Raw genomic sequence first — 26,744 nt, 5'->3', positions numbered from 1 at the left:
CCTGCCCTGCATAGCGCCCGGTTACATTACGGCTGTTATTTCAGTAAAGCCGCTACCTCATTCATGGTGTTCAGGCCTTTGTCTTTGGTGTACCACAGTTGCAATTCGGTTTTGGCCTCATCGGTTACCACACCATATTTTTCTTTATTTTCAATAATAATAGCTGCGCCTTCCTGCGGCCTTGGGCCCCAGCTGGTTATGGGCTGCTTTGTTTCGGCATCTACCACAATAAGCTTTGGTATAGAGCGGGCACCATTAGTAAGGTAAGCATCCATCAGCTCAGGGTTATCGTCGCGCAATACCAGCTTCAGGTCTATCTTATCTGTAGCAAGCGCCATCTTGTTCAGTACCGGCACTATCTGCGCGGCATCGCCACACCAGCCTTCGCTTATTACCACAAACTCGTACCTTTTTTCCAGGTTTTGCAATTTCTGGGTAATTTCCTCAGGCACTACCAGTGTTTTATCCAGGCGTTTCATACGGGTATCGTTTAGCGAGCTGTAGTGGGTAAGCGCCTCACTCTGGGTATGTCCGGTGCTCATGCCCTGTGCCAGTAAATCGGCAGCGTGTTTGCGGTAACCGGCATAATCAAAAGCCTGTGTAAGGCTGTTTTGTATAAGGGATTCAGTAGTTATCATATCTTATAGTATGCTTAAATTAACTCAATAATATACTATCAAAAAAAAGCCCATTTGCTAAAAAACTGTAATTTAGTCAGGCAAATCAAAAACCGAACATGAAATTTGAAGGAAAAACCATTGGCCTTACCCTTTCCGGCGGGGGTACAAAAGGCATAGCACACGCCGGAGTGCTTAAATTCCTTGAAGAAAACAACATAAAGGTAAATGCCATAGCAGGTACCAGCAGCGGTGCCATAGTGTCATCTTTATACGCCTGGGGCAAAAAGCCCGAGGAGATACTGGAGTTTTTTAAGTCTATTTACTTTTTTCACTGGAAGCATTTTACCTTCCGCAAGCCGGGGTTTATAGATTCGGGCGCTTTCCGCGATTATTTTCACAGCATTTTTGGCGAGGCCACACTGGGCGAACTGCCTTATGAAATGCACCTTACCGCCACCGACCTGGTATCGGGCAAGCTGCGCATTTTTGGAGACGAAATTAAAATAGCCGATGCCGTACTGGCATCTGCCGCGTTTCCGGGTATTATTTCCCCTTACGAAATTGAAGGCCGCCTGTATGGCGACGGCGGCATAGTAAACCACTTCCCTACCGATATACTGCAGGGCCGCTGCGATGTAAACATAGGCATTTATGTAAGTGCCATACAAAAAATAGAAAAAGAACACCTGAGCAGCATAAAGGCAGTAACCGCACGGGCATACGAACTGCTTTCGGCTAACAGCAACATGCACAAGTTTATGCTGTGCGACTGGGTAATAAACCCGGAGGAACTGGCTTTTTACAACACCTTTGAAACCAACAAGGCTAAGATGGACGAGATATTTAACATAGGGTACGAAGCCGCCAAAAAGTCATACAAAGACGTAATTATTTTATAACCGGGCTGTTTCCAAAATTTATTCAGTTCGAAACAAATATTGTTATATTTGCACCATCAAAAACAACACCTATGAAGTACAACCGAATCCTGTTAAAACTTAGCGGAGAAGCGCTAATGGGCGAAAAGCAATATGGTATAGACCCTGTAAGGCTTGCCGAATATGCCGCCGAAATTAAACAAATCCACGATAAAGGCGTACAAATAGCCATTGTAATAGGCGGAGGTAACATCTTTAGGGGTGTATCGGGTGCTGCAAATGGCATGGACAGGGTTCAGGGTGACTATATGGGTATGCTGGCTACCGTAATAAACGGTATGGCACTACAGGGTGCACTGGAAGACGCCGGTATGCAAACCCGCCTGCAAACTGCGCTTGAAATTAAAGCTATTGCCGAGCCTTATATAAAACGCCGCGCTGTACGCCACCTGGAAAAAGGCCGTATAGTAATATTTGGTGCAGGTACCGGTAACCCGTACTTTACTACAGATACCGCTGCCGTACTAAGGGGCGTGGAAGTAGATGCCGACGTGATACTGAAAGGCACACGCGTAGACGGAATTTATACTGCCGACCCGGAGAAAGATCCATCGGCTACAAAATACGACACACTTACATTTAACGAAGTTTTAGCTAAAGGCCTTAATGTAATGGACACTACAGCCTTTACCCTAAGTCAGGAAAACGAATTGCCAATTATAGTATTTGACATGAACAAGCCGGGCAACCTGCAAAAGGTATGTATAGGCGAACTTGTAGGTACTACGGTAAACGTTTAATATTTTTTAGAAAAAAGAAACACGAAACGTAAAAGCTATGGAAGAAATAGATTTTATACTGGACAGCACACAGGAAAGCATGGAAAACACCCTTGCTCACCTTGACAAGGAATTCCTTAACATTCGTGCCGGTAAGGCTACACCAGCCATGCTGGGTGGTGTGCGCGTAGACTACTACGGCGCCTCTACTCCGCTAAGCCAGGTGGCTAACATAAACACACCCGATGCACGTACGCTAACCGTAACACCATGGGAGCGCAACCTTATAAAGGACATTGAAAAAGCTATCCTTATTGCTAACATTGGGTTTAACCCAATGAACAATGGCGAAAGCATTATTATAAACGTTCCGCCACTTACAGAGGAGCGCCGCCGCGACCTTGTAAAACAAGCCAAAAGCGAAGCTGAAGATGCTAAGATTGGTATCCGTAACTCACGTAAGGATGCCAATACCGAAATCAAGAAACTTGAAAAAGACGGCATGAGCGAAGACGTTTGTAAAGGTGCCGAAGAAAGCGTACAGGAGCTTACAAACAGTTTCATTAAAAAGATAGACGAACTGCTTGTACTTAAAGAAGCAGAGATAATGAAGGTATAACACCTGTTATACAGCAAGCATACAGAGTCCGCCCCGCAGGGGCGGATTTTTATTTATCATATTTTAGGTAAAATGTCGTTATATTTACATATCTAAAATAATTGCCATGGATGCCGCCAAAAAACTTGAAGTACTGGACTGGGTGATGCACCTTACTGACGAAGCCGTGTTTAACAAACTGCTGGCCATAAAGAACGACACCCCTAATGAAAATGAAATTGTAGCGTATACCGTACTGGGCGAACCAATGACGCGCGACCAGTATTATGCTAAGATTGAACGCGGAGAGAAAGATATTGAAGAAGGGCGATTTACCACACAGGAAGATTTACGTAAAGAAATGGAATCCTGGTAAGATGCCACAGTCTCTCTTCGTAATTTGGTCAGATGAAGCCAAAGCAGATTTAAGAAGCATCTACAACAGCCTGTTGTTTAAAAACTCAAAAGAAACCACCCAAAAAATACGTGAAGAAATTATTTCGGCACCTGAAGCCATTGTTTTTCCAGAACAATATCAGTTTGATGAAATCCATTACAGATACAGGAGAATTATAGTTCGGAACTACAAAATTTTATATCGTGTAGAAGACAAAACCATAAGAATAACTTCTATAGTTGATTCACGTTACGATTATTAGCCCGTGCGAAATACAATAAAAATCCTTTCGTTCTTGCTTTTCTTTTTTACGCTCTCTGTGGGGGCGCAGAACGCTATTACCATAACCGTACGGGATGCCGAAACAAACAAACCCCTGCCCTTTGCCACTATAACCAGTGCCGCAAAAAACCACGTAGCCGATGTAGACGGTAAGTTGGTGCTTTCAGTAACGGCAAACGAGTTTACCACAAGCTATACCGGGTATTCTCCCCAAAAAACAAAACTGAAAGAGGGCAACGTATTTTACACCGTGCTCTTAGCCCCTAAAGCCACCACACTACACGAAGTGGTAATAAACGCCAAAAACCCGGCAAATGATATTATAGCCAAGGCCATAAAACGCAAACCCGTTAACGACCCCCAGCAAAAACTGGAAAGTTACCGCTACAAAACCTACGACCGCCTTGTAATTACCGCCAACCCCGATTCTATAAAAAGCAGTATAGATACAGTATTTCAGTATGAAAAAGCTGGCAGGCTTGTAGAAAAAATAGACTCGGCCACCTATAAGTTTAAGAAGTTTATAAACAAGCAGCACCTGTACCAAACCGAAAAGGTTTCGGAGTTTAGCTACAACAAAAGCCAGGGGCTAAAGGAAATGGTACTTGCCACACGCATGGCAGGATTTAAAAAACCACTGTACGAGTTTATAGGGCTTACGCTGCAGTCGTACTCGGTGTACACAAACAACATCGTAATTTTTGAAACCAAATATGCCGGCCCGTTGGCAAACGACGCCCTAAGCGAATACAACTACAAACTGCTGGACACCGTAAACATTAGCGGCAGGCCCACCTACATGATTTACTTTGACGCAAAACGCAGCGGAAAAAAGAAACTAAAAGGCGTACTGTACATAGACCGCAGCACCTATGGCATAGCCAAGGCCATACTGCGCGTAAAAAATGTACTGGACATAACCTCTACCCATTACTTTGAATTTGAGCCCGGGCAGGAGTTGTGGTTCCCGGAGCGTAAAACCTTGAAAATAAGCAAAGGCAACAACAACCGCGACATAAAGATACTGGGCGAAACCATAAAATTTGACAACGCAGACAACCAGGATCCTAACCGGAAAAAAGAACCTACAGACTACCTGTACGTATACTCTGAGGCAGACAATTTCGACAAGGAATTTAACATACCCATAGCCATACGGCGCCGGGAGGTACAAACCGAAATACAGGAAGAGGCCATAAACCGCCCCGACGACTACTGGAACCGTTTCCGGAACGATACCCTGGACAGCCGCAGCGTTACCACCTACACCGCGCTGGACAGCCTTGTAGCCAGCGAAAACTGGGAACAGCGCATTGTGCTGGGCAGGCGCATTATTAACGGCTACCTGCCGTTGGGCTTTGTTGACGCCGACCTGAGGCAGATTGTAAAATACAACAACTACGAAGGCTTCAGGCTGGGGCTGGGTGGCATTACAAACAACCGTTTTGCCGAAACCTTCCGCATTAGCGGGTATGGTGCATACGGCACCAAGGACGGGCAGTTTAAATACAGCGGGGGCAGCGCCCTGCGTGTAGACAAGTTTACCAATACCTGGATAGGCGGCTCGTACACTAACGACATACGCGAAATAGGTAGCACCTCTTTTGCTACAGACAAGCGCGTGTTTAAAATATACGACCCGCGCCCCATAAACATTTCCACGTTTTACAACCACAAAACCTGGCAGGGGTATATAGAAACCAAGCTGATACCGTATACCGAAAGCATGTGGCAGATAACCCACAGCAGCATAGACCCAAAATTTGACTACGTATACATGCACAACGGCTACCCGTTTACGCGGTTTAACCTTACCACAGCATCGGTGTCGTTGCAATGGAACCCGTTTAGCGATTTTATGCAAACCCCCGACGGACGCATGGAAACCGATAAGCGCTACCCTAAGTTTGCGTTTCAGTACACCAAGGCGTTTAAGGGGATATGGGATGGCGATTTCAGCTTTAACAAAATAGACCTGCGCATGGATGTGCAAAAGAAGTACCTGAACGGGCAAATAACCACCGCACTGGTACAAACCGGGCTTGCCAGCGGCAACACCCCACTGACGCACCTGTACAGCACATCGCCAAACAGCCTGCTGAAAGACGGCATACTGGAACGTATAACCTTTGCCGGAAAAAACAGTTTTGAAACCATGTACTTTAACGAGTTTTTTAGCAGCCGCTACATTACTGCCCAGCTGAAGCACGGTTTTACGCGCTTTACGGTATACCGCAGCCTTAAGCTGTCGCCCATGCTGGTAACGCGCTTTGCGTGGGGAAATATGGAAAACAAGCAAGACCACCTGGGGCTGCCCTTTAACACCCTGGAAAAAGGCTACTACGAAAGCGGCATGGAACTAAACGAAATTTTTAAAGGCTTGGGCTTCAACGCATTTTACCGCTATGGCCCTTACCAACTGCCGCATTTTGATAAAAACGTATCGATTAAGGTGTCGTATGTGCTGAATTTGTTTTAGGGTTTTTCCCGTTATTTTATTGAGGATTTTTTTGTAGGATTATAACACTAAATATAACGTATATTTATAAATTATGATTACTCTATTTAATTTCAACATACTATAAAATTTATGGATTTAAGACTACCTATACCTTCTAACTGGCAAGATTTCGAAGCAATATGTCATAGATTGTGGATGGATATATGGAACGATAATGAAACTCAAAAAAACGGAAGACAAGGACAAGCCCAAAATGGAGTGGATATTTTTGGCAGACCCATATATGATAAAAGATATCATGCCGTACAATGCAAAGATAAAGATAGTCGGCTCGGTTCAGTGCTGGCTCCTAACGAATTATTATCAGAATGCAATAAAGCTATAAATTTTAATCCAAAAATTAATCACTTTACAATAGCCACAACTGCTTCAAGAGATAATAACATACAGGAGTATTGTCGCACATTGAACGATGCTAAGAATTTACCATTTTCAATAAGTGTATGGTCATGGAATGACATTGAAAGCGAGATAGCCTTCAGGCCAGCAATCTTAAAGCATTTTTATTCTGGAACATTCGTTCCAGAAATAGATTTTGATTCTGTTAAACTAACGAGATTTTCATCAAAAGATCATTTCCATGCATTCTTTTCAAGGCCTAAACTTAATGAAAGACTTTCAAAAAAGTTTAAGAGCTATTTAATGCCTGCGGTATACGAATTAATGGATAATGCTTATCAATACGGTAAAGCAACTAGTTATGAAATAAAAATAGAGAAGAATAAAATATTACTCATTGATAATGGTGAACTTTTTAATCCATTATCACAATTAGACGCCTCTAAAGCTAATGCAAAAAATAATATTGGGTCTTTTATTCTTAAAACTTTTTTAGATGAGTTCCCAAAAATGACCGCCTCGCACATCAAATCAGGAGGATTTAATATACTGGAATTTACTGTTGATGAAACAATATTAAATATTGAAGATGATTTATATTTTGAATTGAATATCGACTTAAAAAATATATTTGGCAGAGAAAATGTAAGACATTTAGTTAATCTTATCCCTTTAGACAAAAAAGAGATAATTCTCAATATAGGTAACATCTATAACATTAGTGCTTTTTACGAGTTTATTATACAAGCTTTAAACCGGATAACTCACAAACAAGTATTAATAATATATGTTCCAAGACACCAATATTTTAAGCATCTGAACGACTGGCTTAATGACGAAAGATTAACAATAAAAACAAGATAATAACAAATTACATCAGTTTGCCCCAAAATTCAACGCTACCTTCAGTCTCTACAATTAAAGCAATCATTACAATATAAAATCATGAACATTACAAACACCGATTCAACCACCTACCTATACAGACCGGTCAATAAATTTGAGTTAGACCTGATTGAACAATCAGGCTGGAAAAAATTTCCACCAAGGTTACCGGAACAGCCTATATTTTACCCCGTGCTGAATGAAGAATATGCCATTCAGATTTCAAGAGACTGGAATGTACCCCACTACGGCAGCGGCTATGTACTGAGGTTTGCCGTAAACACGGAGTATCTAAAGAAATATAAGGTTGAAAACGTAGGCAACATAGAACACAATGAACTTTGGGTTCCTGCCGAAGACCTTGAAGAATTCAACAACAATATTATCGGGAAGATTGAGGTAACTAAAGAGTTTCACAAGTGAGACTATAAATTTACTGATATGTTGTTTTTACATTAAACACACACCAAGACAAATATGAAACCGTATAACGGGCGCTTAAAAGACCACGAAAACTTTAAAATATTATTTGAGAATACTGTTATGGTAGTGGGTCACATATTTGAAAACTCCTACTGCATTAATAAACTCACTCAAGAAGAATTTGGAATTTTCGAGTTTTACAGCGACCCCACTTGTGGACTCATTGGAAAAAACAACGACTGGTGCTTAGTAGGTGGAGAAGTTTTAATTCTTAAAACATACACTGATAAAACTCTGAGGGTTATAGAGGATTTAAAACACATTTTTGAATTAAGAGCTATAGACGACTACAGTACCCAAATCCTGACCGACCCCTGGGATGAAGCATCGGCAATCTGGCATTTAACTATTGACCTAAAAAAACCGCACAAGCCTGTTTCAATTAATAAAATAAGGAATTTCAAGGATTATTTAGACAAACCCTACACAGAGAATGTTGAATGGTAAGCCTACTGTTACAAATCTTTTCAAGCCCTAATGCGATACAAACTTCAGCCCCACTATTGAAGCAATTAGCGTAGTAAGGAAAAACAGGCGCCAAAAATCCGACGGTTCTTTAAACACAAAAATACCCACCAGTACCGTACCCACGGCACCCACGCCCGTCCATACTGCGTATGCCGTACCTATGGGCAGTGTTTGCGTGGCTTTATACAGCAGCACCATACTTATGGTAAGGCACAGGAAAAACCCGCCCATCCAGTACTTGGCTACCATGCCCGTACTTTCGTTGGCCTTACCCAGGCACGATGCAAAACCTACCTCAAACAGGCCGGCTATAACCAGTAATATCCAGTTCATAGATTTAATGTTTAGCCCGCAAAGGTACTTCTTTTAAAAGGCTCAGGGTGTTAATGCAAAAAACATAGTGGGTAAATTGATAAATTACCACATTGCTACATTAAAAAATTTTCCGCTTTTTACTACATTTGCAGGCATTTGCAACACATAATTCTAAACAAAGAGGATTAATTTACAACAAAAATGAAACTGACAAAGATTAAAGACCTGCTGAACAGCACCAAGCCGATTGATGATGTCCTTGTAAAAGGATGGGTAAGAACCTTTAGGAATAACCAGTTCTTAGCTATAAATGACGGGTCTGTAATTCATAATATACAGGCGGTAGTTGACTTTGAAAACACCGCACCCGAAACCCTTAAACGCCTTACCACCGGTGCCGCCGTAGCGGTAAAAGGTGCGCTTGTACCCAGCCAGGGTGCCGGCCAGAAGTATGAAATTCAGGTAAAAGAGCTTGAAATACTGGGCGACAGCGACGCGGAAAAATTCCCGATGCAGCCTAAAAAACACTCACTGGAGTTCCTTCGCGAAAATGCCCACCTGCGTGTGCGTACTAACGTGTTTGGCGCTATTATGAGGGTGCGTTCGGTACTGTCGTTTGCCATTCACCAGTACTTCCAGGAGAGGGGCTTTGTGTATGTAAACACACCTATTATCACGGGTTCTGATGCTGAAGGCGCAGGCGAAATGTTCCAGGTAACATCGCTTCCTGTGGGCAACCCACCGCTAAACGAGGAAGGAAAAGTAGACTACAAGCAAGACTTTTTTGGTAAGGAGACCAACCTTACCGTATCGGGTCAGCTTGAGGGCGAAACCTTTGCTATGGCATTGGGTCAAATCTATACCTTCGGGCCTACGTTCCGTGCTGAGAACAGTAACACCAGCCGCCACCTTGCCGAGTTCTGGATGGTAGAGCCTGAGGTTGCGTTTAACAACCTGGACGACAACATGGACCTTGCCGAGGACTTTATTCAGTACGTGATTAAGTACGCGCTTGATAAATGTGCCGATGACCTTGCATTCCTTAACCAGCGTCTTGCCGACGAGGAAAAAACCAAGCCTGCCGCAGAACGCAGTGAACTTGGCCTGCTTGAAAAACTGAACTTTGTTCTTGAAAATAAATTTAAGCGTGTGAGCTATACGGAGGCTATAGACATCCTGAAAGCGAGCAAGCCGAACAAAAACAAAAAATTTAGCTATATCATTGAAGAATGGGGCGCCGACCTACAGAGCGAACACGAGCGTTTCCTTGTAGAGAAGCACTTTAAGTGCCCTGTAATCCTATACGATTACCCGGCGAAAATTAAGGCATTCTACATGAGGCTGAACGATAACACCGCCGAAGACAGGCAAACCGTACGCGCTATGGACATCCTGTTCCCGGGTATTGGTGAAATTGTGGGTGGATCTGAAAGGGAAGAACGCCTTGACGTACTGCAACAAAAAATTGCCGACCTGGGCATAGACGAGAAAGAGCTATGGTGGTACCTGGATACCCGCCGTTTCGGTACGGCTACGCACGCCGGTTTCGGACTGGGCTTTGAGCGCCTGGTGCTGTTTGTTACCGGCATGGGTAACATCCGCGACGTGATTCCGTTCCCAAGGACTCCGCAGAACGCTGAGTTTTAAGATATATGAAGCCTCCCTATTCGGGAGGTTTTTTTATGTATTTTTGAAATAAATCAACGCAGTATGCACATTGTACGTTTATTATCCTGTATTGTATTCAGCTGCTTTTTTATTAGGCTGGCTGTTAAATCGGCAAACCCTTTGCCCCTTGCAGAAAACTACATGGTGCTTTTCTGTTTTGCTTTATTTACCATCGCGCTTATTTATGCCATTGCATCAGACTCTATTGCATATAAAAAACGCCTCCCGCACAGCAACCGAATGGCAACTTTTTTTATTTCAGGGGGCTTTGTTATCGCTACACTTTTTGTAATAATAAAAAAAGACGCATTAAACCAACCTACATTATTTAAAGTTGCACATAGCGGAGATGCTAACGAGAGCTACACCATCGACTTTAAAACAAGCGGTGTTTACGTTTCGGAAAGCAATTATTTTGCACAAAAATTCAGTGACGGCATTTACCACGTTGAAGCAGATACAATCATCTTAATCGACTCGCTGCCGGGAATAGAACGCCTGTTAAAGATTTCAGAAACTAAAACCGGAAAACACCTTTTGCAGATAAACAGTAAAGAAGGTATACCTACAGGCGACAGCTTACAGATTATAGTAGACAACCGGAATAAATAATATTTTATTCCATACAAGCAAAACCCCTCTCCTCAAAAATTATACCCAATTCCTTTTCGTATTAATTTTTTCTAAAAAAACGCAGTAGCCAAAAACGGTTTTTTGTATCTTTATCCTATACAAATAGTCCGTTTTTATTATGCTCAAGCAAAACCTACAGCTTAAATTATCGCAAAAACTTTCACCTCAGCAAATTCAGCTTATGAAGCTGATACAGCTGCCTACGCAGGCTTTTGAACAACGCCTGAAAGAGGAAATGGTAGAAAACCCTGCGCTGGAAGGCGGTAAGGAAGACGAGTACGATTACGATCAGGACGAATACGGCAACGACGACTATGACGAGTACGACGACTATGACAACGAACGCATAGATGCCGACGAGATAAACATAGACGAATACCTGAGCGACGACGAAATACCGGGGTACAAACTACAGGCTAACAACTACAGCGACGATGACGACGACCGCTCGCTGCCGTTTGCCGCTACGGTAAGTTTCCACCAGAGCTTGCTGGATCAGCTAAACACGTTTATTATTACCGATGACGAGCGCGAAATAGCCGAATTCCTTGTGGGCAGCATAGACGATACGGGTTACATACGCCGCAGCGTGGCCGATATTGTAGACGATATGGCATTTACCCAAGGCATTTATACCGATGAAACCACGGTAGAACACGTACTACACTACATTCACCAGTTGGACCCGGCAGGTGTGGGTGCACGCGACTTACAGGAGTGTTTGCTGCTACAGCTTAAGAGCAAAACTCCCACCCCATCTATAGAGCTTGCCATTAAAATTATAGAAGACCAGTTTGAGGCATTTACAAAAAAACACTACGACAAACTGCTTCAAAAATTTGACATTAAGCAGGATGACCTGCGTCGCGCCATAGACGAAATTGAAAAACTAAACCCTAAACCGGGAGGCGCTTACGAAAGCAACGCCAAACCTATAGAACACGTAGTACCCGATTTTGGTATTAAAATAGTAGACGGCGAGCTGGAACTTTCCCTTAACGGGCGTAATGCTCCGGAGCTACACGTAAGCAAGGACTACCAGGAAATGCTGCAAAGCTACAAGGACAGCCGCCAAAAGAGCGCCCAGCAAAAAGATGCCGTGCAGTTTATTAAGCAAAAACTGGACAGCGCCAAGTGGTTTATAGACGCCATTCGCCAGAGGCAGGAAACCCTGTTTGTAACCATGAACGCAATTATGGAATACCAAAAGGAATACTTCTTGGATGGCGACGAAGCCAAGCTGAGACCCATGATCCTTAAAGACATTGCCGACCTGGTAGGGCTGGATATTAGTACCGTAAGCCGTGTGGCAAACAGCAAGTACGTAGAAACCCCGTATGGCACCAAGCTGATTAAGGAGTTTTTTAGCGAAGCCATGAAAAACGACCAGGGCGAAGACGTAAGTACTATTGAGATAAAGAAAATACTGGAAACGGTTATTGCCGAAGAAGACAAACGCAAACCGCTACCCGACGATAAACTGGCCGATATACTGAAAGACCGCGGCTACCCTATAGCCCGACGTACTATAGCCAAATACCGCGAGCAACTGGATATTCCGGTGGCACGCATGCGCAAGAAAATATAAGGTATGGAAAAATTCATCCGTTTTTTTTCGTACCTGTTTTACCCCATGTTCATACCCTCGTATGCTACGTTGTTCTACTTTCTGCTTGCCGGAAAGTATTTTTCTAACAACGAGCTGTACCTGATTTTCATCCAGGTGCTTATACTTACGGTATTGCTCCCGGTATCTATATTTTACCTGTTGCGCTCATTAGGCATGGTTTCTACAAAAATGCTTTCAGACAAAAAAGAACGCAGGCTACCACTTGCCATTAACTGCATGCTGCTGCTTATGCTTGCAGAATACAGCCTTAAGGAGTTTCACATTAAGGAGTTGTACTTTTTCTTTATCGGGCTGCTCATCAGCTTTATTGGTGCGCTTGCGCTTGTACTGCGCCATGTAAAGGCAAGCCTGCACATGATGGGTATAGCTGCCTTCACCATGTTCATCATTAGCCTATCCATATACTATCATGTAAGAATGATATATGTAGTGGCCGCCATGGTTATCTGCTGTGGTTATGTAGCTACTTCAAGATTGCAGGAAAAAGCCCATACCGGCACCGAACTCATCATAGGCACACTATTGGGTATAGTACCACAGGTGGGGTTATGGTTTTTATGGCTATACAGTTAGCAAGCCCGGCTTAAAACAAACGTCTTATCATAGGATATAAAACATCAGCCCCAGCTTTATGGGATGCATGTTTATCTTGGTTCCCGTATCCATATAGGCATTATCATACAATGGCGTAAAACCGTAATACGCATAAAAGTTCCATGTATTGTAGCCGGCAGCTATGTACACGCCGCCCATTAGTTTATTCATGTTCGGGTCATTTGTTATCTTAACATCGGCCGCTCCCGAAGGATAATACTGCGTTTTACCCGACACAAGGTAGCTCAGCTTCACCCCGGTGTATATCCTCCAAAACTGGTGGCTTATAGAGTCACTCGTCCTCCAGCGCAGTTCCAGCGGCATTTCCAGATAATGCAATACCATCTTATTTTTATCGAATTCGCTTTTAGAAATAATGCTATAATCAGGCTTTCCGACGGTTTCCTGCACCACAAAATTATGCTTGGTATTAGAGTATGAATACCCCAATCCTATGGCTATCGCTTTATTCCGCGCCTTGTTTACCGGAAAATCGCGCAAAAAACCCACCGTAATCCCCACCGGAACCGAGTACTGCAAATAGCCCTTAGGCGCCTTGTACATAAGGTCGTAGGTAAGAGAGGCATAAAACTGGTCTTCACGATAATGCGGGTCGGGCACTATAGAGTCTTTAGACTTCCCCACCACTAAATCATTGGTCTGAGCCTTAACAGTAACCGAAAGCAACACTATAATATAAAAAAACAAACCTCGCATATCGTAAAAATGGTATCATTACAAAGATGCAAAACTTTTGGCAAGCACTTATTCGTTTTGCCACTAATTTCACAAATCCCCACAAATTCACCCTTAATAAAACCCCAACCCTCATAAAATTCGCTTAATTCGGGTAATTCGTGGCTTTAGCAAAAGCAAAAAATCCGCCTCCCATAACAGGAAACGGACTTTTACTATTAAAACGGATAGATAATTAATAATTAACCACACTTAGATGATCCACAATCGTTGCAGGTAAGGCAGCCTTCCTGATAAATCAGGTTAGTACTGTTACAGTTGCTGCATTTTTGCCCATGCGCCGTAGTACCGTCTACAATGTAGCGTTTCAGGGCACGGGCCACACCGTTTTTCCAGGTGTTTATACTTTCGCTGTCCAGCTGCAGGCTGTTAATAAGGTCTACCGCTTTTTCTATAGGCATACCGTGCCTTAACGTGCCCGAAATAAGCTTGGCATAGTTCCAGTACTCCGGGTTAAATTTATGCGAAAGCCCCTCTATAGTGGTTTTGTAGCCACGGGTATTTTTATACTGGAAATCGTAACGGCTGGTACCGTCTTCGTTTTTGTTTTTAATGATAAGCCCGTCGTTTACCCAGCGCGGGATGGCTATACCATCCTCGTCATCGGCAAGACCGGTAAATATCTCGTACGGACGGCCGTCTACCAAGCCGATAAAGGCAATCCATTTTTCTTTACTATTCTGGAAACGCACCACATCGGCATCCAGCGTTTGCGGGCGTTTTAACGGGAACGGCGTAAGACCGTCGGCAGTTTCAGTAGCTTTTTCCTCTTTCTTTTCAGAAGCCGAAATAAGCACGCCGCTACGCGAACCGTCGCGGTACACGGTAACACCCTTACAGCCTACTTCCCACGCCTCCATGTACAGCTTAGCTACCATTTCTTCAGGGGTATCGTTTGGTACGTTTATGGTTACCGATATAGAGTGGTCTACCCACTTTTGTATACGGCCCTGCATGCGTACTTTGTTCAGCCAGTCTACATCGTTACTGGTCGATTTATAGTATGGCGATTCCTTAACCAGTTCGTCTAATTCTTCCTGGGTGTAGTTTTTAGACGTATCAATGCCGTTTACCTCCATCCACTCCTTAAAACGGTGGTGGAATACCACATATTCCTCCCAGCTGTCGCCTACCTCATCTACAAAGTCTACACGCACGTCCTTGTCGTTCGGGTTTACTTTCCTCCTGCGCTTATACACCGGCAGGAATACCGGCTCTATACCGCTGGTGGTTTGCGTCATTAAACTTGTAGTACCTGTAGGCGCTATGGTAAGCAGTGCAATGTTCCTGCGGCCGTGCTCAGCCATTTCATAGTACAGTTGGCTATCGGCTTCTTTAATACGCAGCACAAACGGGTTATTCTTTTCCCTTTCGGTGTCGTATATACCAAAAGCACCACGCTCTTTAGCCAGGTTTACCGAACCACGGTACGCCTCAAGCGCCAGGGTTTTGTGTATTTCTTCAGAGAAATCTACACCTTCGGCACTGCCGTATTGCAGGCCAAGTGCCGCAAGCATATCGCCCTCGGCAGTAATACCTATACCGGTACGGCGGCCTTCGTATGCCTTATGACGAATGTTTAGCCACAGGTTTTTCTCTACAAGTTTTATTTCGTCGCTTTCAGGATCTGCATCTATTTTAGCAAGGATAGCATCTACTTTTTCAAGTTCCAGGTCAATAATATCGTCCATAATGCGTTGTGCCGCAGCCACGTGCTCCTTAAACAACGTAAAGTTAAACGAAGCCTGCTTGGTAAACGGCTGTTCTACATAGCTCAGCAGGTTGATAGCTAACAGTCGGCATGAGTCGTACGCACACAGCGGAATTTCACCACATGGGTTAGTAGAAAGGGTTTTATAGCCCAAATCAGCATAACAATCCGGCAGCGATTCCTTTATAATGGTATCCCAAAACAGTATGCCCGGCTCCGCTGATTTCCAAGCATTATGGATGATTTTATCCCAAAGCGCCTTGGCATTGATATTTTTTGAATACGCCGGCACCGCACTGAATACCGGATATTTCTGAATGTAGTTTTCGTCGGCCTTAACTGCACGCATAAATGCATCGTCTATACGCACCGATACGTTTGCTCCGGTTACCTTGCCCTGCTCCATTTTGGCATCTATAAAATCAGCCGCATCGGGGTGGTTTATAGACACCGAAAGCATCAGTGCACCACGGCGGCCGTCTTGCGCCACCTCGCGGGTAGAGTTACTAAAACGCTCCATAAACGGCACTAGGCCGGTAGAGGTAAGTGCCGAGTTTTTTACCGGGCTACCCTTCGGGCGAATGTGGCTCAGGTCGTGCCCCACACCCCCACGGCGTTTCATAAGCTGCACCTGCTCCTGGTCGGTTTTCATAATGCCGCCATACGAGTCGCCGTTATCGTTACCAATAACAAAACAATTGCTTAACGATGCTATCTGGTACGGGTTGCCTATACCGGTCATAGGACTGCCTTGTGGCACCAGGTATTTAAAATCCTTAATCAGGTCAAACACCTGCTGTTCTGTAAGTGGGTTTTTATATTTCTTTTCCACACGGGCCACTTCGCGGGCTATACGCCAGTGCATATCATCGGGCGTACGCTCATAAATGTTACCGTCGCTGTCTTTTAAGGCATACTTATTTACCCACACTGTAGCAGCAAGGGAATCGCCCTTAAAATACTCAAGCGATGCCTTAACAGCTTCTTCCTGAGTATAGGTAACAGGCGTTGTTTTTATATTGGATGTACTCATAAATGAAAACTTTAGGTCGAAATTGTTTTACAAAAGTAAAATGAAAAACATTTTAAAAAAACTTATTTTAAAAATGTTTACAAATTTAAAGTTACATAATATTGTTTTACAGCTATTTAAAAATTTATCGACATCAAAAAGTTTACAAATAATTATACAGATATGATTTTTATCATGAAAACATTTATCCAAAAACTTTCCTTCATTTTTTAATATTTCTTTAATAGAAAAGAAAATTAAAGAGTCCGACCTTTGTAAATTACACGACACGAAACGCTTATGAGATTACTACTATTTGCCGCTGCAATTGTTTGCAGCAGCTATAGCCATGCACAACTGAGTCCGCCCGGACTGGGAGACACAAACTCCGCTTACTGGAACGCTGCCGGGATTCGGCAAAAAATAAACGAAAAAAACACCTCGCTCACCTATATTGGCTCCGGGAGGATTAGCGGCCCCGACGGTGAAAACCCGCTGGACAAACCCTCCATTTATGTAGTAAACGAGGAAGTATACCACAAGATAAACACCGCATGGCAATACAGCTATGCCCTGAGCTACCGCAGGCAGTACCACTACACAGCGCTGATAGGCAACCCGGACGATGCCGAAATACACCAGGAATTCCGCACGTATGGCAGGGTAAGCCACAGCAACACCTTCGGCAACTTTAAATGGAAGAATACCCTGAGGCAGGAATTGCGTAAGTTTTTTAACCCCGAATTTGGCGATATAGAAAACAGCCTGCAACTGCGCACCCGACTAAAAACGCAGCTTACCGCAACCATAGACAACAGCAAAACAAGCAGTATTACCGCCAGCGCCGAAGCCTTGTTTTCGGTTCCTTATGATGATGCGGCGGGTTGGGGAAACTATGAATACAAAGAGAGCAGGTTTTGCCTGTATTATACCTTAAAGCCAAAGTCGTTACCCGTAGTGTTTGACCTGGGCTACATGAACGACCTTGTAGGCACCGGCCACGATGTTATGGATGCCAACTATATTGCTTTTGACATAATACTCGAAAACCCTTTTTAGCTGGCTAAAAAGGGTTTTCGGTTGTATATAAACAACGTTACTGCGGTTAAAACTTAATGTTTACGCCCACAAGGAAATTACGCGTGGCCTGAGGGTAATAGTATGGGTCGCCCCACATATAACCGTTAGACACATATTCCTTATTCAGTACGTTGTTTATAAGTGCGCTAAACATTATCGACTTAAATACCGATTTCAGCTTTAACTCGTATGCCACGTTAATATCGTTTATAAAATACGACGGCAGCTTTGCGTTAGCCGATTCCAGGTTATCCATGTACTGCTCGCCCACATATTTAGAAAGCAGCGCCGCCTGGAAGTTTTTAAACGGTACAAACACCAGCTGGTTACCCGCTATTACCGATGGCGAAAAGGCTATCTGTGTATTGCCCAGGTTTTGTACCCCGGCATCGCCTTCGTTATAAAAATCAATATTCTTATTAGAGCTTACCGCAATGTTTGGTTTTATTACAAACCATTTTGCAGCATATATGGTAGCCTCAGCCTCAATACCTGCACGGTAGCTGTCGCCACTATTGGCATAAATAGGCGAACCCACATCGTTAATGGCTCCGGTAAGCACCAATTGGTCTTTATAGCGCATGTAGTAGCCATTAATGTTTATGCTGCTACGGTTTTTCTTAAAGCGCCAACCCAACTCAAAATCGTTAAGGCTTTCGGGCTTGGTGCTGCCGTTTTCGTAGTCGCTGCGGCGCGGTTCCTTATTACCACGGCCGTAGCTAAAGTACAGGCTGTTATCGTTATTTACCGCATAGGTAATACCGGCCTTCGGATTAAAGAAGTTAAAGGTATCATCTGCCGGAATTACATACTCGTTATCCTCGGTTACGTTATCGGCTTTGTAATGCACGGTACGGTATTGCAGGTCGCCAAACAGGCTGAAGCTGCCACCCAGTGTATAGTTTGCCTTGGCAAACACGTTAAAGTCGGTTTTGGTAGCGTTGTTGTCGTAGTAACGGTCATCGGGCACCGTGTTTTGTGTGTACTGCGCCCAAATGGCTTTACCAAAGTGCGCACCTTCGTACTTGTTCCAGCCGCCGCCCAGGGTAGCGCTGAAGTTGTCTTTCTTATAATTGGTAGAAAACGTAGTACCAAAAAAGTCGTTATCCAGCCATTTTTGCGTTATAACATCCGAAACACCTATGGTTTCGCTACCTACGATAAGCGGTTGTATGCCGTAAGCCGGTAAGGTAGCATCATCGCGGTAGTTTTCATAGTAGCCCTTACCCATAGTATAGAATACCGCAAGGTTAGTACTCCAGTTGTCACTCCAGCGCTCGTTCCAGTGTAGTTGGTACTGGTCTTGCCAGTAGTTGTCGGTTTCATTTTTGTAGAAACGCTGGTTTCCGTCGGCATCAATATAGTACCCCGAATAGTTATAGGTACGGCTCGACGCCATTGTAGCTGCATCAATACCGTTCCATGCCTGGTAGGTTTTTTCGCTTCCGCCAAAAGCAATACCCTTAATAAGTGTACCGCCGTTTACATACGTTCCCTGTAAAAAGAACGACTTCAGGCTGCTGGAAGCACGGTCTATATAGCCATCGCTTTCTATGTTTGACAGCCTTCCGGCAAGTTCGAAATGATCGTTTAGCAAACCGGTACTGAACTTAACAGTATGCTTACGCGAATTGTAACTACCAAATGAGTTGGCTATTTCGCCACCCGCGTGTTCTTTATAAGCATCGGTAAGTACGTTAAGGCTGGCACCAAACGCACCCGCACCGTTTGTACTGGTACCTACACCGCGTTGCAACTGAATACTCTCGGCAGATGAGGCAAAGTCGCCCATGTTTACCCAGTATGTACCATGCGATTCGGCATCGTTATACGGTATACCGTTCAGGGTAACGTTAATGCGGCTGGCATCGGCACCACGCACACGTATACCGGTGTAGCCTATACCGTTACCGGCATCGGTAGTGGTTACCACGCTGGGCAGGTAGTTTAGCAATAGCGGAATGTCCTGTCCCAGGTTTCGCGGGGCAAGTTCTTCTTTTGTTACGTTGCTAAAGGTTACCGGGCTGCCATTGTTAGCGCGAACCGCCTGTACCAGCACCTCATCGAGCTTAGTAGATGTAGAATCTTTTTGTGTAGTGGCAGGCTGCTGTGCAAAAGCCGCTGCCGGAAGTAAGAAAAGCAGTTGCTTAGGAGCTAAGAAGCTCAGCCGCTCGGAAGTTTTAGAAAAATAGTTTTTCATCCGTAAAATAATATTTACGAATAAAAGGGGCAATTATTCTTTTGGTTTAATAATTAGTAATGAATTTCTCGGCACGGCGGCGTGCACTCCGCTTATTGCCTGTTCCCTTGGCAGCATTACCCGCCCAGGTTCATTGGGTATGATCTCAGCCCGAACATTTAGGGCACCCCTTTGAGACGGCGCAAAGGTAATACAATATTTTAGATTTAAAAGGGTATTGATTTTTTAGATAATTGGATGACTGGATCTTTGGATTTTTAGATCTAGCCAAATCTTTTAAAATGTCTTGATTTTGAAGACACACCCCTACCCCCTTTTAAGAGGTGTGCTTACTCGGGCGTAAAAAATAGTCGCTTTAATAGGCAAGAGTGAAGCTATTCCCCTCTTGAGAGCTATCGTGTGAAGACATCTTTGCGACTTAGCGGCTTTGCGAGGAATTTTTTACCACAAGGGGCACAAAGTTTTTCACAAAGGGCACAAAAGACCTAAATTATGCTTAATACGAACACGAAGGCTTTCCTTTGGAAAGCAAAAAAGTTCACAAAGCGATTTGTGTCCACACGATAGTCTTGAGAGGAGTTAGGGGTATGTTGCACAAAATAGTTATTACAAATACAAATAACCCGCTGTACACTTCCATGGTTTTAATGAAGAGCGTACAACGGGTTTGTTATGGGATAATAAAAAAGGTTTCGACCTGGTAATTTATTCGTTTATAAAGTCTAAAAGGTCTTTGTTAATGGTTGCTGCATTTACAGTAGGCATACCGTGAGAGAAGCCCGGATAGGTAATAAGCTTACCGTTTTTAAGAAGCTTGGCAGATTTTAAAGCCGAATTGGCTATAGGCACAATCTGGTCATCTTCTCCGTGAAGAAGCAACACCGGTATATCAGCCGCTTTTAAGTCTTCTGTAAAATCAGTTTCAGAAAACGCCTTGATACCGTCATAATGCGCCACGATTCCGCCCATCATTCCCTGTCTCCACCAGTTCCTTTGTATGCCTTCTTTTATATCGGCACCTTCCCTGTTATAACCGTAAAACGGAACTGTTAGGTCAATGTAAAACTGCTGCCTGTTGTTTAGGGTCTGCTCCCTTATGCCATCAAAAACTTCAAGAGGAACACCATCTGGGTTGTTTTCGCTTTGTACCATAATTGGCGGAACCGCGCTGATAAGTACCGCTTTTTTCGCCCTGCCGTTAGCATATTTGTTTACATAGCGGATAACCTCGCCACCACCTGTAGAGTGTCCAATATGGATAACATCGGTCAAGCCAAGGAATTCTACCAGTTCAGCCGCATCTGAAGCATACTGCTCAATGGTGTGGTTGTAAATATCCTGGCTCGAACGGCCGTGTCCCCTCCTGTCGTGGGCTATAACCCTGAAGCCTTTTTGCAGGAAGAAAATTACCTGTGCATCCCAGTCGTCAGACGATAGCGGCCACCCGTGGTGAAACATTAGTACCGGTCCCTGTCCCTGGTCTTTGTAAAAAATCTCTGTTCCGTCTTTTAGTTTTAATGTGCTCATAAATATTATATTTTAATTGATTTTTAAACTTGTAATGATAATACCAAAAAAGAACCCTAATTTACTAAAAAACTGATTTGCAACAACTTAAACTTAATCAATATCTTTAAAAAATACGGCATTTCGTAAATTTACCCGCCGGTTATCATGATTTTACGTTTCCTCAGTTATATCGCGGGAATACAAGAATCTAAAAGTCTAACCTTCTAAAAATCCAACAATCCAAAGCTCTGATTCGACTTAAAAACAAAAAACCAATCGCCGCATTTTTAACCACTTTCCTCTTATGTAAAGTACTGTAGTAAATTTGACTACACTGGCATAACCCTGCCACAACACAGGCAGTAATTCCGTAAAGCCTTTTTCATGTTTTCAAAACTATTACGAAACAGCTTTTTTGCCCTTATAAAGTTTCTTTGTAACAGGTCGCGCGGCCACATCCACAACACAATATCATTCATTAACTAAACATCTTAAAATGAAAAAACAACCTTTTGTACTGCTGGCTGTTATCGACCTGGCTGTGTTTGTTGCGTGCTCTACCCCCGATTCAGACAGCGTGATTGTAGACAAGTACACCACAAACGCCGTGGTAAACACTAACACTTTTCTTAACTGTGGCTGTACCGAAAGCAGCACCAAGATAACAGGCAGTACTGCCGCTAACTACGCCGCTGCCTTTGCACCACTGGTAAAATTTGACCAGGCAGCACCCGATTATCCCACCTCTGTAGAAGACATTTGGGCAAGCACTAACCCTGCAAGCATTACCTGTGGCGGCACCCTGGCACTGACCAATGCCACTGCACCTACCAGCCTTAACTTCCCTACATATTACGATGTGCAAAACCACCCTACCGACAGCGATAAGGCATTTGTAGAATACTGGTTTATATACAAGCGCCAGGAACCATGTTCGGCCGGGCAGGGCGGCCACGACTACGACCTGGAACACATAGTGGTACAGTTTAAAAAATCAACAAACAAAATACTTACGGTTACGTACTTTCAGCATGCAGGCTGGTATACTAAAGACTGGCGAAATGTAGCCACAGGCACACGCCCGGTGGCTTATGTGGGTAAATATGCCCACGGTATGTACCATTTTGGCAACAGCATTAGCTTCATCGGTTATGCGTGTACCTATTATGGCGACTATCGTAACCCGGCAGACGCCAGCGACGAAGCCAGCACATGGAACAACCTGCAGCCTATAAGCTGCGAGAAAACAGAGTTCAACTTTAATGGTAACTGGGGTAGCCCGGGGAAAGGCCCACTATTCCGCGACAGAGCATTTTGGAATTATGCCGCCTGTAAGGGCAGCGACGGCCTTTTCGGCACCGATGGTTGCAGCCAGAGCGATTTTGCCGTAGGCACCCTTATAGGAAGCATCAACTAAGTTTATACCGGCTGTTATTAATCCCCACAACCGAAGCGGGCTGCCCATGGGCAGCCCGCTTTTTTAAATAAAAACCTACAAATTACAATTTTAAGGGCTTTTTATTTGCTCAAAGGTTTAGTATGGCTATATTTGGCGTTTATCCCCTAACACCCTTAAAATAAACACCGAATGAAAACCACACTGCTTTACATAATGCTGCTTGCCTGCTCGCTTGTACACGCACAGGACGTTGTGCATTATTGTGATTCGCTTATAGGGGTAGGTAAGGAAAAAACAAACCGCAGAAAATACCACGAAGCCATAGAAATTATGCTTCGTGCCCAGCAGATAGCCGAAAAGAACAACCTGCCAAAACAATTTATAAACGCCACAAACATTATAGGGGTATGCTACGCCGAAATGCTGGATTATGGCACCGCGCTAAAATACCATCTGGAGGCATACAACGCATCGGTAAAAATAAAGGATACCGAACTGGAAATGGCCGCCCTAAACGACATAGCCATACTGTACGGACAGGAAGAACAGTACGACAAGGCTTTTGAGTATTTTAATAAAGCCTACAACATATCGCGCGAGTCTAAAAACGACGAATCTACTGCGGTGTACCTGCTTAACCTTGCCCTGGTAAAGAACAAACTGGGCGATATAAAAGAATCCGTTTCCTACCTGGAAAAGGCGCTGCCAATGGCCAAAAAGTACCCTGCAACATACACGCTGGTACAGATAGCCTTTGCCGAAGATGAAATGATGCTGCACCACACCGCTGCTTCACTAAAAATGGCAAACGACCTGCTAAACAGTATGCCAAACGAAAAGGGCAATAACGATGTGGTAACGCTGCACATGATTATTTCTAAAAACTACCTGTACCTGCAAAACTTTGCCGTTGCAGAAAAATACGCTAACCTGGCGCTGCAATGCAATACCGATCTTTCTGTGCGTCTTTCTATCTTTGAATTACTATCTGAAATAGCACAGAAAAAAGGCAGCTATGCGCAGGCTATAGCATTTAAAGACAGCATTTTTAGCATACAAAACCGCCTGAACAATATTAAGAACGGGCGCATTTTTGAAAACAACCGCGTAAAATTTGAACTGCAGGACTACCGCAACCAGATAGCCATAAAGGAGGCCACTATAACCCAGGAACGCCGATTGTTCTATGCGCTGGCAGGCTGCCTTACCGCCGGGTTATTATTGGTGTTTTTTATACTGAGAAACCGCTCCATGAGGCACAAACAGCGCGAACTGGAAGCCGAAAACAGCAACCAGCAACTGCAACTGCAACTGGCGCGCAGCGAAAGCGACGCCCTGCTTGCCGAACAGCACCACCGCGAAGAACAGCACCGCATACTGCTGGAACAGGAACAGCTGAAAAACGAAATAGAATACAAAAACCGCAAACTATCGTCGCAGGCGCTGCACACATCGGGCAAGTACCAAATGATAGAGGACGTTATTAAATTACTTTCGGGTGAGCCGGAGCTGGTACGTATACCCGCCATAAAAAAACACATCCGTTTTTTGCGCGATTCGCTGCGCAACGATAATGAGTGGGATAACTTCCTGGTGCATTTTGAGGAGGTCAACCAGGGATTCCTGTCGCGCCTTAAAGCCGCCCACCCCGACCTGAACGCTAACGATATCCGCTTCATTTGCTACGTATATATGAACCTTAACGCGAAGGAAATTTCGGTAATGCTGAACATATCACCCGATGCTACCCGTAAGCGTAAGGAGCGTATTGCCCAAAAGCTGGGCCTGCCCGACAGCACATCGTTATACAGCTATCTTTCGGCAGTGTGATTTTGATGTGTTAGGTAAACACACAGTATCCCTAAAACCGCCAAACCAACATGAAAAGACATGAAAAAATTTATATACATTTATTTAGCGCTATCACTCACATTTTGTAAAACGGTAAAAGTTGACGCAATTCCTGATGAAGCCTCGGCCATAAAGAAAGCAGAAGACACACTGAAAAAAGTAATGGATGTGGCAGAATTTGAATCCATGCGCCCGTTTAAAGCCAAGCTGACTAACTCAAATAAAACATGGGAGGTAAAGTCTGTAGATATAGCTGAATTTGCAGGTTTAACCCCTATAGTATTCATAAACAAAAGCAATGGCAAGATTAAGAAAATCCTTTGGGGAGAAGGAGATATAAATTAGCAATCTTTCACTCAGGTATCGTACACCGGAAAGCAAAAAAAGCTTAAATCAAAAAGTAATTTTACATTTAAACAGCTTCTAATGTGGCTCCAAAGCTATTGAAGGAACCTAAAAATAGTAAAATGAAAAATAGAATTTATGGTATTGTGTTAATTTAAAAGTTATTTTAGCTTAAATATGACAAATAAGAAGCCAAAAGTTATTCCAATTACGGTTGTCTTAGGGATAGTTTGCCTAATAATTTTTGCAAACATTAGAGCATGGAACTTCGATAGAGAACTTGAAAAGAATGGTAAAGTCACTATTGGTAAATATGTGTCTCGAAAAAATTATCCAAAAACCAATGATAATTTCTTTATATACTTCATGAAAGGTTTAAAATACAGAGTTAATGGTGGTAGGCTACCCAAAGAGTTTTCAAAGAATATAGGTAAATTTTATAAAATCAAATATTCTGACAAATACGTCGGTGTTATACGACCTATGCTCAATGAAGAAGTAACAGATACGACAGAAATATTGAAAGCAGGCTTCTCTAAGGAAGATTTAGGTAAAGCTTCTGATTAGGTACATACACCGGAAAGCGAAAAACAAACTTAAATCACCAAAGAAATGAATAAAACTGAGTGTAGAGGGCAGCATATAATAAAACTAAAATTGGTGTATGGGATTTTCAAAGAACAATAAATTTCAAATAATTAGCATAGTCTTATTTATTGGCTTGTTTTTCTATTTACGAAATACGCTGGAAGTTGACAAAGACTTTTACTCTGACATGTTGAGCTACAGCAAAGATGGCGAATATTCGGGTGTAGTAACTAAAAAATATATAGATTCCTCAAATCACAACACACCTATGCTAAAGCTATCTAATACATCGGTATCTATTGTAAATAAGTTTTGGGATAAAATTTCAGTTGGAGATTCGATTTCTAAACATAAGGGAAAATATTTTATAACAGTATATAAACCTGACGGCAAAACTATCAGGTTAGATTATAAAAAGTATTATGACAATCTTTCGGGTAAAAGTACAGAACAAAAAAACCAATATCCTGTACAAAAATATCTGGTAAATGACTATGAAAGATTATTCACAGCGGAACAGACTAGTGAGTTAAATACAATTTTAGTAAAATTTGATTCAACAAGCCAAAACAAAATTGTACTTCTTACTGTTAAATCGTATAATGAAAATGTAAGTTTTCAAGATTATGTATCACAATTGGGAAAGAAATGGCATATAGATGAAAATAACAATGGCAGGACAATCCTGATAGTATTTAGTAGAGAAAAAAGAAAGATAGCTTTAACATTGGGTGCAGGAGTTAAAGGAATATCACAATCTCAAACGAATAAAATAATTTCAGAAAAAGTAATTCCTGAATTTAAACGAAACCAATACTACATCGGTATTAAAAGTTGTATTAACGAAATAATCAAAAAATGGAAATAAGATAATGTTTCTGATTAGGTATCGTATACCTGAAAGTAAAAAACAAACACTTACATATCCAGCCCCAGCAACTAATCCTAACTATTATAGAGAATAATATGAAAAAAATCTTGCTTATTGGGCTTTTAATTTTGGTTTCTTGTTCATCCACAAAAAAAATTTCTATTAGGAGGTTTATTTATGAGAGTAAATATAGAACTCTTACTTTATCTTTTGAAAATGACACTTTATGTATATTAGAAAATATTTTTAATTGTGATGATATAGATTCCTTATTATTACTGATGCGTTTATAGTTTATTGTTACTGAATAGATTAAATTGTTCCTTGATATT

At 42.9% G+C, this 26,744-nt stretch carries 25 protein-coding genes; 19 read left to right on the top strand and 6 right to left on the bottom strand.

Features of this window, described 5'->3' with window-relative positions; all coding sequences use genetic code 11:
* Positions 1 to 35: 35 nt before the first annotated feature.
* A complete protein-coding gene (locus tag ACLI1A_RS00125; RefSeq protein WP_411404826.1) occupies positions 36 to 638 on the bottom strand; it encodes a thioredoxin family protein in 603 nt (200 codons plus the stop codon).
* Positions 639 to 736: 98 nt separating this feature from the next.
* On the opposite strand from ACLI1A_RS00125, the gene ACLI1A_RS00120 reads away from it, so the two are divergent.
* The 9 genes from ACLI1A_RS00120 (at position 737) to ACLI1A_RS00080 (ending at position 8,229) form a co-directional block, all read left to right on the top strand.
* The gene (locus ACLI1A_RS00120) at positions 737 to 1,519 is read left to right on the top strand and encodes a patatin-like phospholipase family protein (protein WP_411404824.1); all 783 of its coding nucleotides are present in this window, start codon (positions 737 to 739) and stop codon (positions 1,517 to 1,519) included.
* Between the two features lie 71 nt (positions 1,520 to 1,590).
* Positions 1,591 to 2,298 carry a UMP kinase gene (gene pyrH, locus ACLI1A_RS00115; protein WP_411404822.1) on the top strand — a complete coding sequence of 236 codons (708 nt, stop codon included), beginning with the start codon at positions 1,591 to 1,593 and terminating at the stop codon, positions 2,296 to 2,298.
* A 37-nt stretch (positions 2,299 to 2,335) separates the two neighbouring features.
* On the top strand, positions 2,336 to 2,896 hold the full coding sequence (gene frr / locus ACLI1A_RS00110) for a ribosome recycling factor (RefSeq protein ID WP_411404819.1): 561 nt from the start codon (positions 2,336 to 2,338) through the stop codon (positions 2,894 to 2,896).
* Between the two features lie 106 nt (positions 2,897 to 3,002).
* Entirely contained in the window at positions 3,003 to 3,251 is a 249-nt protein-coding gene (locus ACLI1A_RS00105; RefSeq protein ID WP_411404817.1) for a hypothetical protein, read from the top strand.
* Position 3,252: 1 nt separating this feature from the next.
* Entirely contained in the window at positions 3,253 to 3,534 is a 282-nt protein-coding gene (locus tag ACLI1A_RS00100; RefSeq protein WP_411404815.1) for a type II toxin-antitoxin system RelE/ParE family toxin, read from the top strand.
* A 33-nt stretch (positions 3,535 to 3,567) separates the two neighbouring features.
* A complete protein-coding gene (locus tag ACLI1A_RS00095; RefSeq protein ID WP_411404813.1) occupies positions 3,568 to 6,033 on the top strand; it encodes a DUF5686 family protein in 2,466 nt (821 codons plus the stop codon).
* Positions 6,034 to 6,144: 111 nt separating this feature from the next.
* Positions 6,145 to 7,278, top strand: coding sequence for a hypothetical protein (locus ACLI1A_RS00090; RefSeq protein WP_411404811.1), 1,134 nt, complete (start codon positions 6,145 to 6,147; stop codon positions 7,276 to 7,278).
* Positions 7,279 to 7,359: 81 nt separating this feature from the next.
* Positions 7,360 to 7,722 carry an ADP-ribosylation/crystallin J1 gene (locus ACLI1A_RS00085; RefSeq protein WP_411404809.1) on the top strand — a complete coding sequence of 121 codons (363 nt, stop codon included), beginning with the start codon at positions 7,360 to 7,362 and terminating at the stop codon, positions 7,720 to 7,722.
* A gap of 54 nt (positions 7,723 to 7,776) precedes the next feature.
* Positions 7,777 to 8,229 carry a hypothetical protein gene (locus ACLI1A_RS00080; protein WP_411404807.1) on the top strand — a complete coding sequence of 151 codons (453 nt, stop codon included), beginning with the start codon at positions 7,777 to 7,779 and terminating at the stop codon, positions 8,227 to 8,229.
* A 27-nt stretch (positions 8,230 to 8,256) separates the two neighbouring features.
* Here the strand turns inward: ACLI1A_RS00080 and ACLI1A_RS00075 are convergent, their stop codons facing one another.
* Entirely contained in the window at positions 8,257 to 8,583 is a 327-nt protein-coding gene (locus ACLI1A_RS00075; RefSeq protein ID WP_411404805.1) for a DMT family transporter, read from the bottom strand.
* A gap of 183 nt (positions 8,584 to 8,766) precedes the next feature.
* Between ACLI1A_RS00075 and asnS the strand changes: the two genes are divergently transcribed.
* The 4 genes from asnS to ACLI1A_RS00055 all read left to right on the top strand — a co-directional run bounded on the left by asnS (position 8,767) and on the right by ACLI1A_RS00055 (position 13,069).
* A complete protein-coding gene (asnS, locus tag ACLI1A_RS00070) occupies positions 8,767 to 10,212 on the top strand; it encodes an asparagine--tRNA ligase (protein WP_411404803.1) in 1,446 nt (481 codons plus the stop codon).
* A 261-nt stretch (positions 10,213 to 10,473) separates the two neighbouring features.
* Positions 10,474 to 10,845 carry a hypothetical protein gene (locus tag ACLI1A_RS00065; protein WP_411404801.1) on the top strand — a complete coding sequence of 124 codons (372 nt, stop codon included), beginning with the start codon at positions 10,474 to 10,476 and terminating at the stop codon, positions 10,843 to 10,845.
* Between the two features lie 139 nt (positions 10,846 to 10,984).
* The gene (rpoN, locus tag ACLI1A_RS00060) at positions 10,985 to 12,454 is read left to right on the top strand and encodes an RNA polymerase factor sigma-54 (RefSeq protein ID WP_411404799.1); all 1,470 of its coding nucleotides are present in this window, start codon (positions 10,985 to 10,987) and stop codon (positions 12,452 to 12,454) included.
* 3 nt (positions 12,455 to 12,457) lie between these two features.
* Positions 12,458 to 13,069 (top strand): hypothetical protein, encoded by a 612-nt coding sequence (locus ACLI1A_RS00055; protein ID WP_411404797.1) that lies wholly within the window; start codon positions 12,458 to 12,460, stop codon positions 13,067 to 13,069.
* A gap of 27 nt (positions 13,070 to 13,096) precedes the next feature.
* On the opposite strand, the gene ACLI1A_RS00050 is transcribed toward ACLI1A_RS00055, so the two are convergent.
* Both ACLI1A_RS00050 and ACLI1A_RS00045 read right to left on the bottom strand, forming a co-directional pair.
* Positions 13,097 to 13,807 carry a porin family protein gene (locus ACLI1A_RS00050; RefSeq protein ID WP_411404795.1) on the bottom strand — a complete coding sequence of 237 codons (711 nt, stop codon included), beginning with the start codon at positions 13,805 to 13,807 and terminating at the stop codon, positions 13,097 to 13,099.
* A 221-nt stretch (positions 13,808 to 14,028) separates the two neighbouring features.
* The gene (locus ACLI1A_RS00045; protein ID WP_411404793.1) at positions 14,029 to 16,590 is read right to left on the bottom strand and encodes an adenosylcobalamin-dependent ribonucleoside-diphosphate reductase; all 2,562 of its coding nucleotides are present in this window, start codon (positions 16,588 to 16,590) and stop codon (positions 14,029 to 14,031) included.
* 279 nt (positions 16,591 to 16,869) lie between these two features.
* Between ACLI1A_RS00045 and ACLI1A_RS00040 the strand changes: the two genes are divergently transcribed.
* Positions 16,870 to 17,628: a DUF2490 domain-containing protein gene (locus tag ACLI1A_RS00040; RefSeq protein WP_411404791.1), complete on the top strand. Its 759-nt coding sequence runs from the start codon at positions 16,870 to 16,872 to the stop codon at positions 17,626 to 17,628.
* Positions 17,629 to 17,674: 46 nt separating this feature from the next.
* Here ACLI1A_RS00040 and ACLI1A_RS00035 read toward each other — a convergent pair whose 3' ends face one another.
* The gene (locus ACLI1A_RS00035) at positions 17,675 to 19,849 is read right to left on the bottom strand and encodes a TonB-dependent receptor (RefSeq protein WP_411404789.1); all 2,175 of its coding nucleotides are present in this window, start codon (positions 19,847 to 19,849) and stop codon (positions 17,675 to 17,677) included.
* A gap of 705 nt (positions 19,850 to 20,554) precedes the next feature.
* A complete protein-coding gene (locus tag ACLI1A_RS00030; RefSeq protein ID WP_411404787.1) occupies positions 20,555 to 21,376 on the bottom strand; it encodes an alpha/beta fold hydrolase in 822 nt (273 codons plus the stop codon).
* A 478-nt stretch (positions 21,377 to 21,854) separates the two neighbouring features.
* Here ACLI1A_RS00030 and ACLI1A_RS00025 point away from each other — a divergent pair, with 478 nt between their 5' ends.
* The 5 genes from ACLI1A_RS00025 (at position 21,855) to ACLI1A_RS00005 (ending at position 26,409) form a co-directional block, all read left to right on the top strand.
* Positions 21,855 to 22,775, top strand: a complete 921-nt coding sequence (locus ACLI1A_RS00025) for a hypothetical protein (protein WP_411404785.1) — start codon at positions 21,855 to 21,857, stop codon at positions 22,773 to 22,775.
* Positions 22,776 to 22,946: 171 nt separating this feature from the next.
* Positions 22,947 to 24,587 (top strand): transcriptional regulator, encoded by a 1,641-nt coding sequence (locus ACLI1A_RS00020; RefSeq protein ID WP_411404783.1) that lies wholly within the window; start codon positions 22,947 to 22,949, stop codon positions 24,585 to 24,587.
* A 60-nt stretch (positions 24,588 to 24,647) separates the two neighbouring features.
* Positions 24,648 to 24,953, top strand: coding sequence for an NTF2 fold immunity protein (locus tag ACLI1A_RS00015; protein ID WP_411404781.1), 306 nt, complete (start codon positions 24,648 to 24,650; stop codon positions 24,951 to 24,953).
* Positions 24,954 to 25,130: 177 nt separating this feature from the next.
* Positions 25,131 to 25,520 carry a hypothetical protein gene (locus ACLI1A_RS00010; RefSeq protein ID WP_411404779.1) on the top strand — a complete coding sequence of 130 codons (390 nt, stop codon included), beginning with the start codon at positions 25,131 to 25,133 and terminating at the stop codon, positions 25,518 to 25,520.
* A gap of 97 nt (positions 25,521 to 25,617) precedes the next feature.
* Positions 25,618 to 26,409, top strand: a complete 792-nt coding sequence (locus tag ACLI1A_RS00005; RefSeq protein ID WP_411404777.1) for a TPM domain-containing protein — start codon at positions 25,618 to 25,620, stop codon at positions 26,407 to 26,409.
* Positions 26,410 to 26,744: the final 335 nt, after the last annotated feature.

The sequence above is a fragment of the Flavobacterium sp. RHBU_3 genome (assembly GCF_046613565.1).
Taxonomy (GTDB): domain Bacteria; phylum Bacteroidota; class Bacteroidia; order Flavobacteriales; family Flavobacteriaceae; genus Flavobacterium.
This window is presented reverse-complemented; position numbering and strand designations above follow the sequence as displayed.

Bases quoted from the DNA above. Each gene is read 5' to 3' on its own strand.
- ACLI1A_RS00125 (WP_411404826.1), bottom strand. From the start codon at position 638: ATGATAACTACTGAATCCCTTATACAAAACAGCCTTACACAGGCTTTT.
- ACLI1A_RS00120 (WP_411404824.1), top strand. From the start codon at position 737: ATGAAATTTGAAGGAAAAACCATTGGCCTTACCCTTTCCGGCGGGGGT.
- pyrH (WP_411404822.1), top strand. From the start codon at position 1,591: ATGAAGTACAACCGAATCCTGTTAAAACTTAGCGGAGAAGCGCTAATG.
- frr (WP_411404819.1), top strand. From the start codon at position 2,336: ATGGAAGAAATAGATTTTATACTGGACAGCACACAGGAAAGCATGGAA.
- ACLI1A_RS00105 (WP_411404817.1), top strand. From the start codon at position 3,003: ATGGATGCCGCCAAAAAACTTGAAGTACTGGACTGGGTGATGCACCTT.
- ACLI1A_RS00100 (WP_411404815.1), top strand. From the start codon at position 3,253: ATGCCACAGTCTCTCTTCGTAATTTGGTCAGATGAAGCCAAAGCAGAT.
- ACLI1A_RS00090 (WP_411404811.1), top strand. From the start codon at position 6,145: ATGGATTTAAGACTACCTATACCTTCTAACTGGCAAGATTTCGAAGCA.
- ACLI1A_RS00085 (WP_411404809.1), top strand. From the start codon at position 7,360: ATGAACATTACAAACACCGATTCAACCACCTACCTATACAGACCGGTC.
- ACLI1A_RS00080 (WP_411404807.1), top strand. From the start codon at position 7,777: ATGAAACCGTATAACGGGCGCTTAAAAGACCACGAAAACTTTAAAATA.
- ACLI1A_RS00075 (WP_411404805.1), bottom strand. From the start codon at position 8,583: ATGAACTGGATATTACTGGTTATAGCCGGCCTGTTTGAGGTAGGTTTT.
- asnS (WP_411404803.1), top strand. From the start codon at position 8,767: ATGAAACTGACAAAGATTAAAGACCTGCTGAACAGCACCAAGCCGATT.
- ACLI1A_RS00065 (WP_411404801.1), top strand. From the start codon at position 10,474: ATGGCAACTTTTTTTATTTCAGGGGGCTTTGTTATCGCTACACTTTTT.
- rpoN (WP_411404799.1), top strand. From the start codon at position 10,985: ATGCTCAAGCAAAACCTACAGCTTAAATTATCGCAAAAACTTTCACCT.
- ACLI1A_RS00055 (WP_411404797.1), top strand. From the start codon at position 12,458: ATGGAAAAATTCATCCGTTTTTTTTCGTACCTGTTTTACCCCATGTTC.
- ACLI1A_RS00050 (WP_411404795.1), bottom strand. From the start codon at position 13,807: ATGCGAGGTTTGTTTTTTTATATTATAGTGTTGCTTTCGGTTACTGTT.
- ACLI1A_RS00045 (WP_411404793.1), bottom strand. From the start codon at position 16,590: ATGAGTACATCCAATATAAAAACAACGCCTGTTACCTATACTCAGGAA.
- ACLI1A_RS00040 (WP_411404791.1), top strand. From the start codon at position 16,870: ATGAGATTACTACTATTTGCCGCTGCAATTGTTTGCAGCAGCTATAGC.
- ACLI1A_RS00035 (WP_411404789.1), bottom strand. From the start codon at position 19,849: ATGAAAAACTATTTTTCTAAAACTTCCGAGCGGCTGAGCTTCTTAGCT.
- ACLI1A_RS00030 (WP_411404787.1), bottom strand. From the start codon at position 21,376: ATGAGCACATTAAAACTAAAAGACGGAACAGAGATTTTTTACAAAGAC.
- ACLI1A_RS00025 (WP_411404785.1), top strand. From the start codon at position 21,855: ATGAAAAAACAACCTTTTGTACTGCTGGCTGTTATCGACCTGGCTGTG.
- ACLI1A_RS00020 (WP_411404783.1), top strand. From the start codon at position 22,947: ATGAAAACCACACTGCTTTACATAATGCTGCTTGCCTGCTCGCTTGTA.
- ACLI1A_RS00015 (WP_411404781.1), top strand. From the start codon at position 24,648: ATGAAAAAATTTATATACATTTATTTAGCGCTATCACTCACATTTTGT.
- ACLI1A_RS00010 (WP_411404779.1), top strand. From the start codon at position 25,131: ATGACAAATAAGAAGCCAAAAGTTATTCCAATTACGGTTGTCTTAGGG.
- ACLI1A_RS00005 (WP_411404777.1), top strand. From the start codon at position 25,618: ATGGGATTTTCAAAGAACAATAAATTTCAAATAATTAGCATAGTCTTA.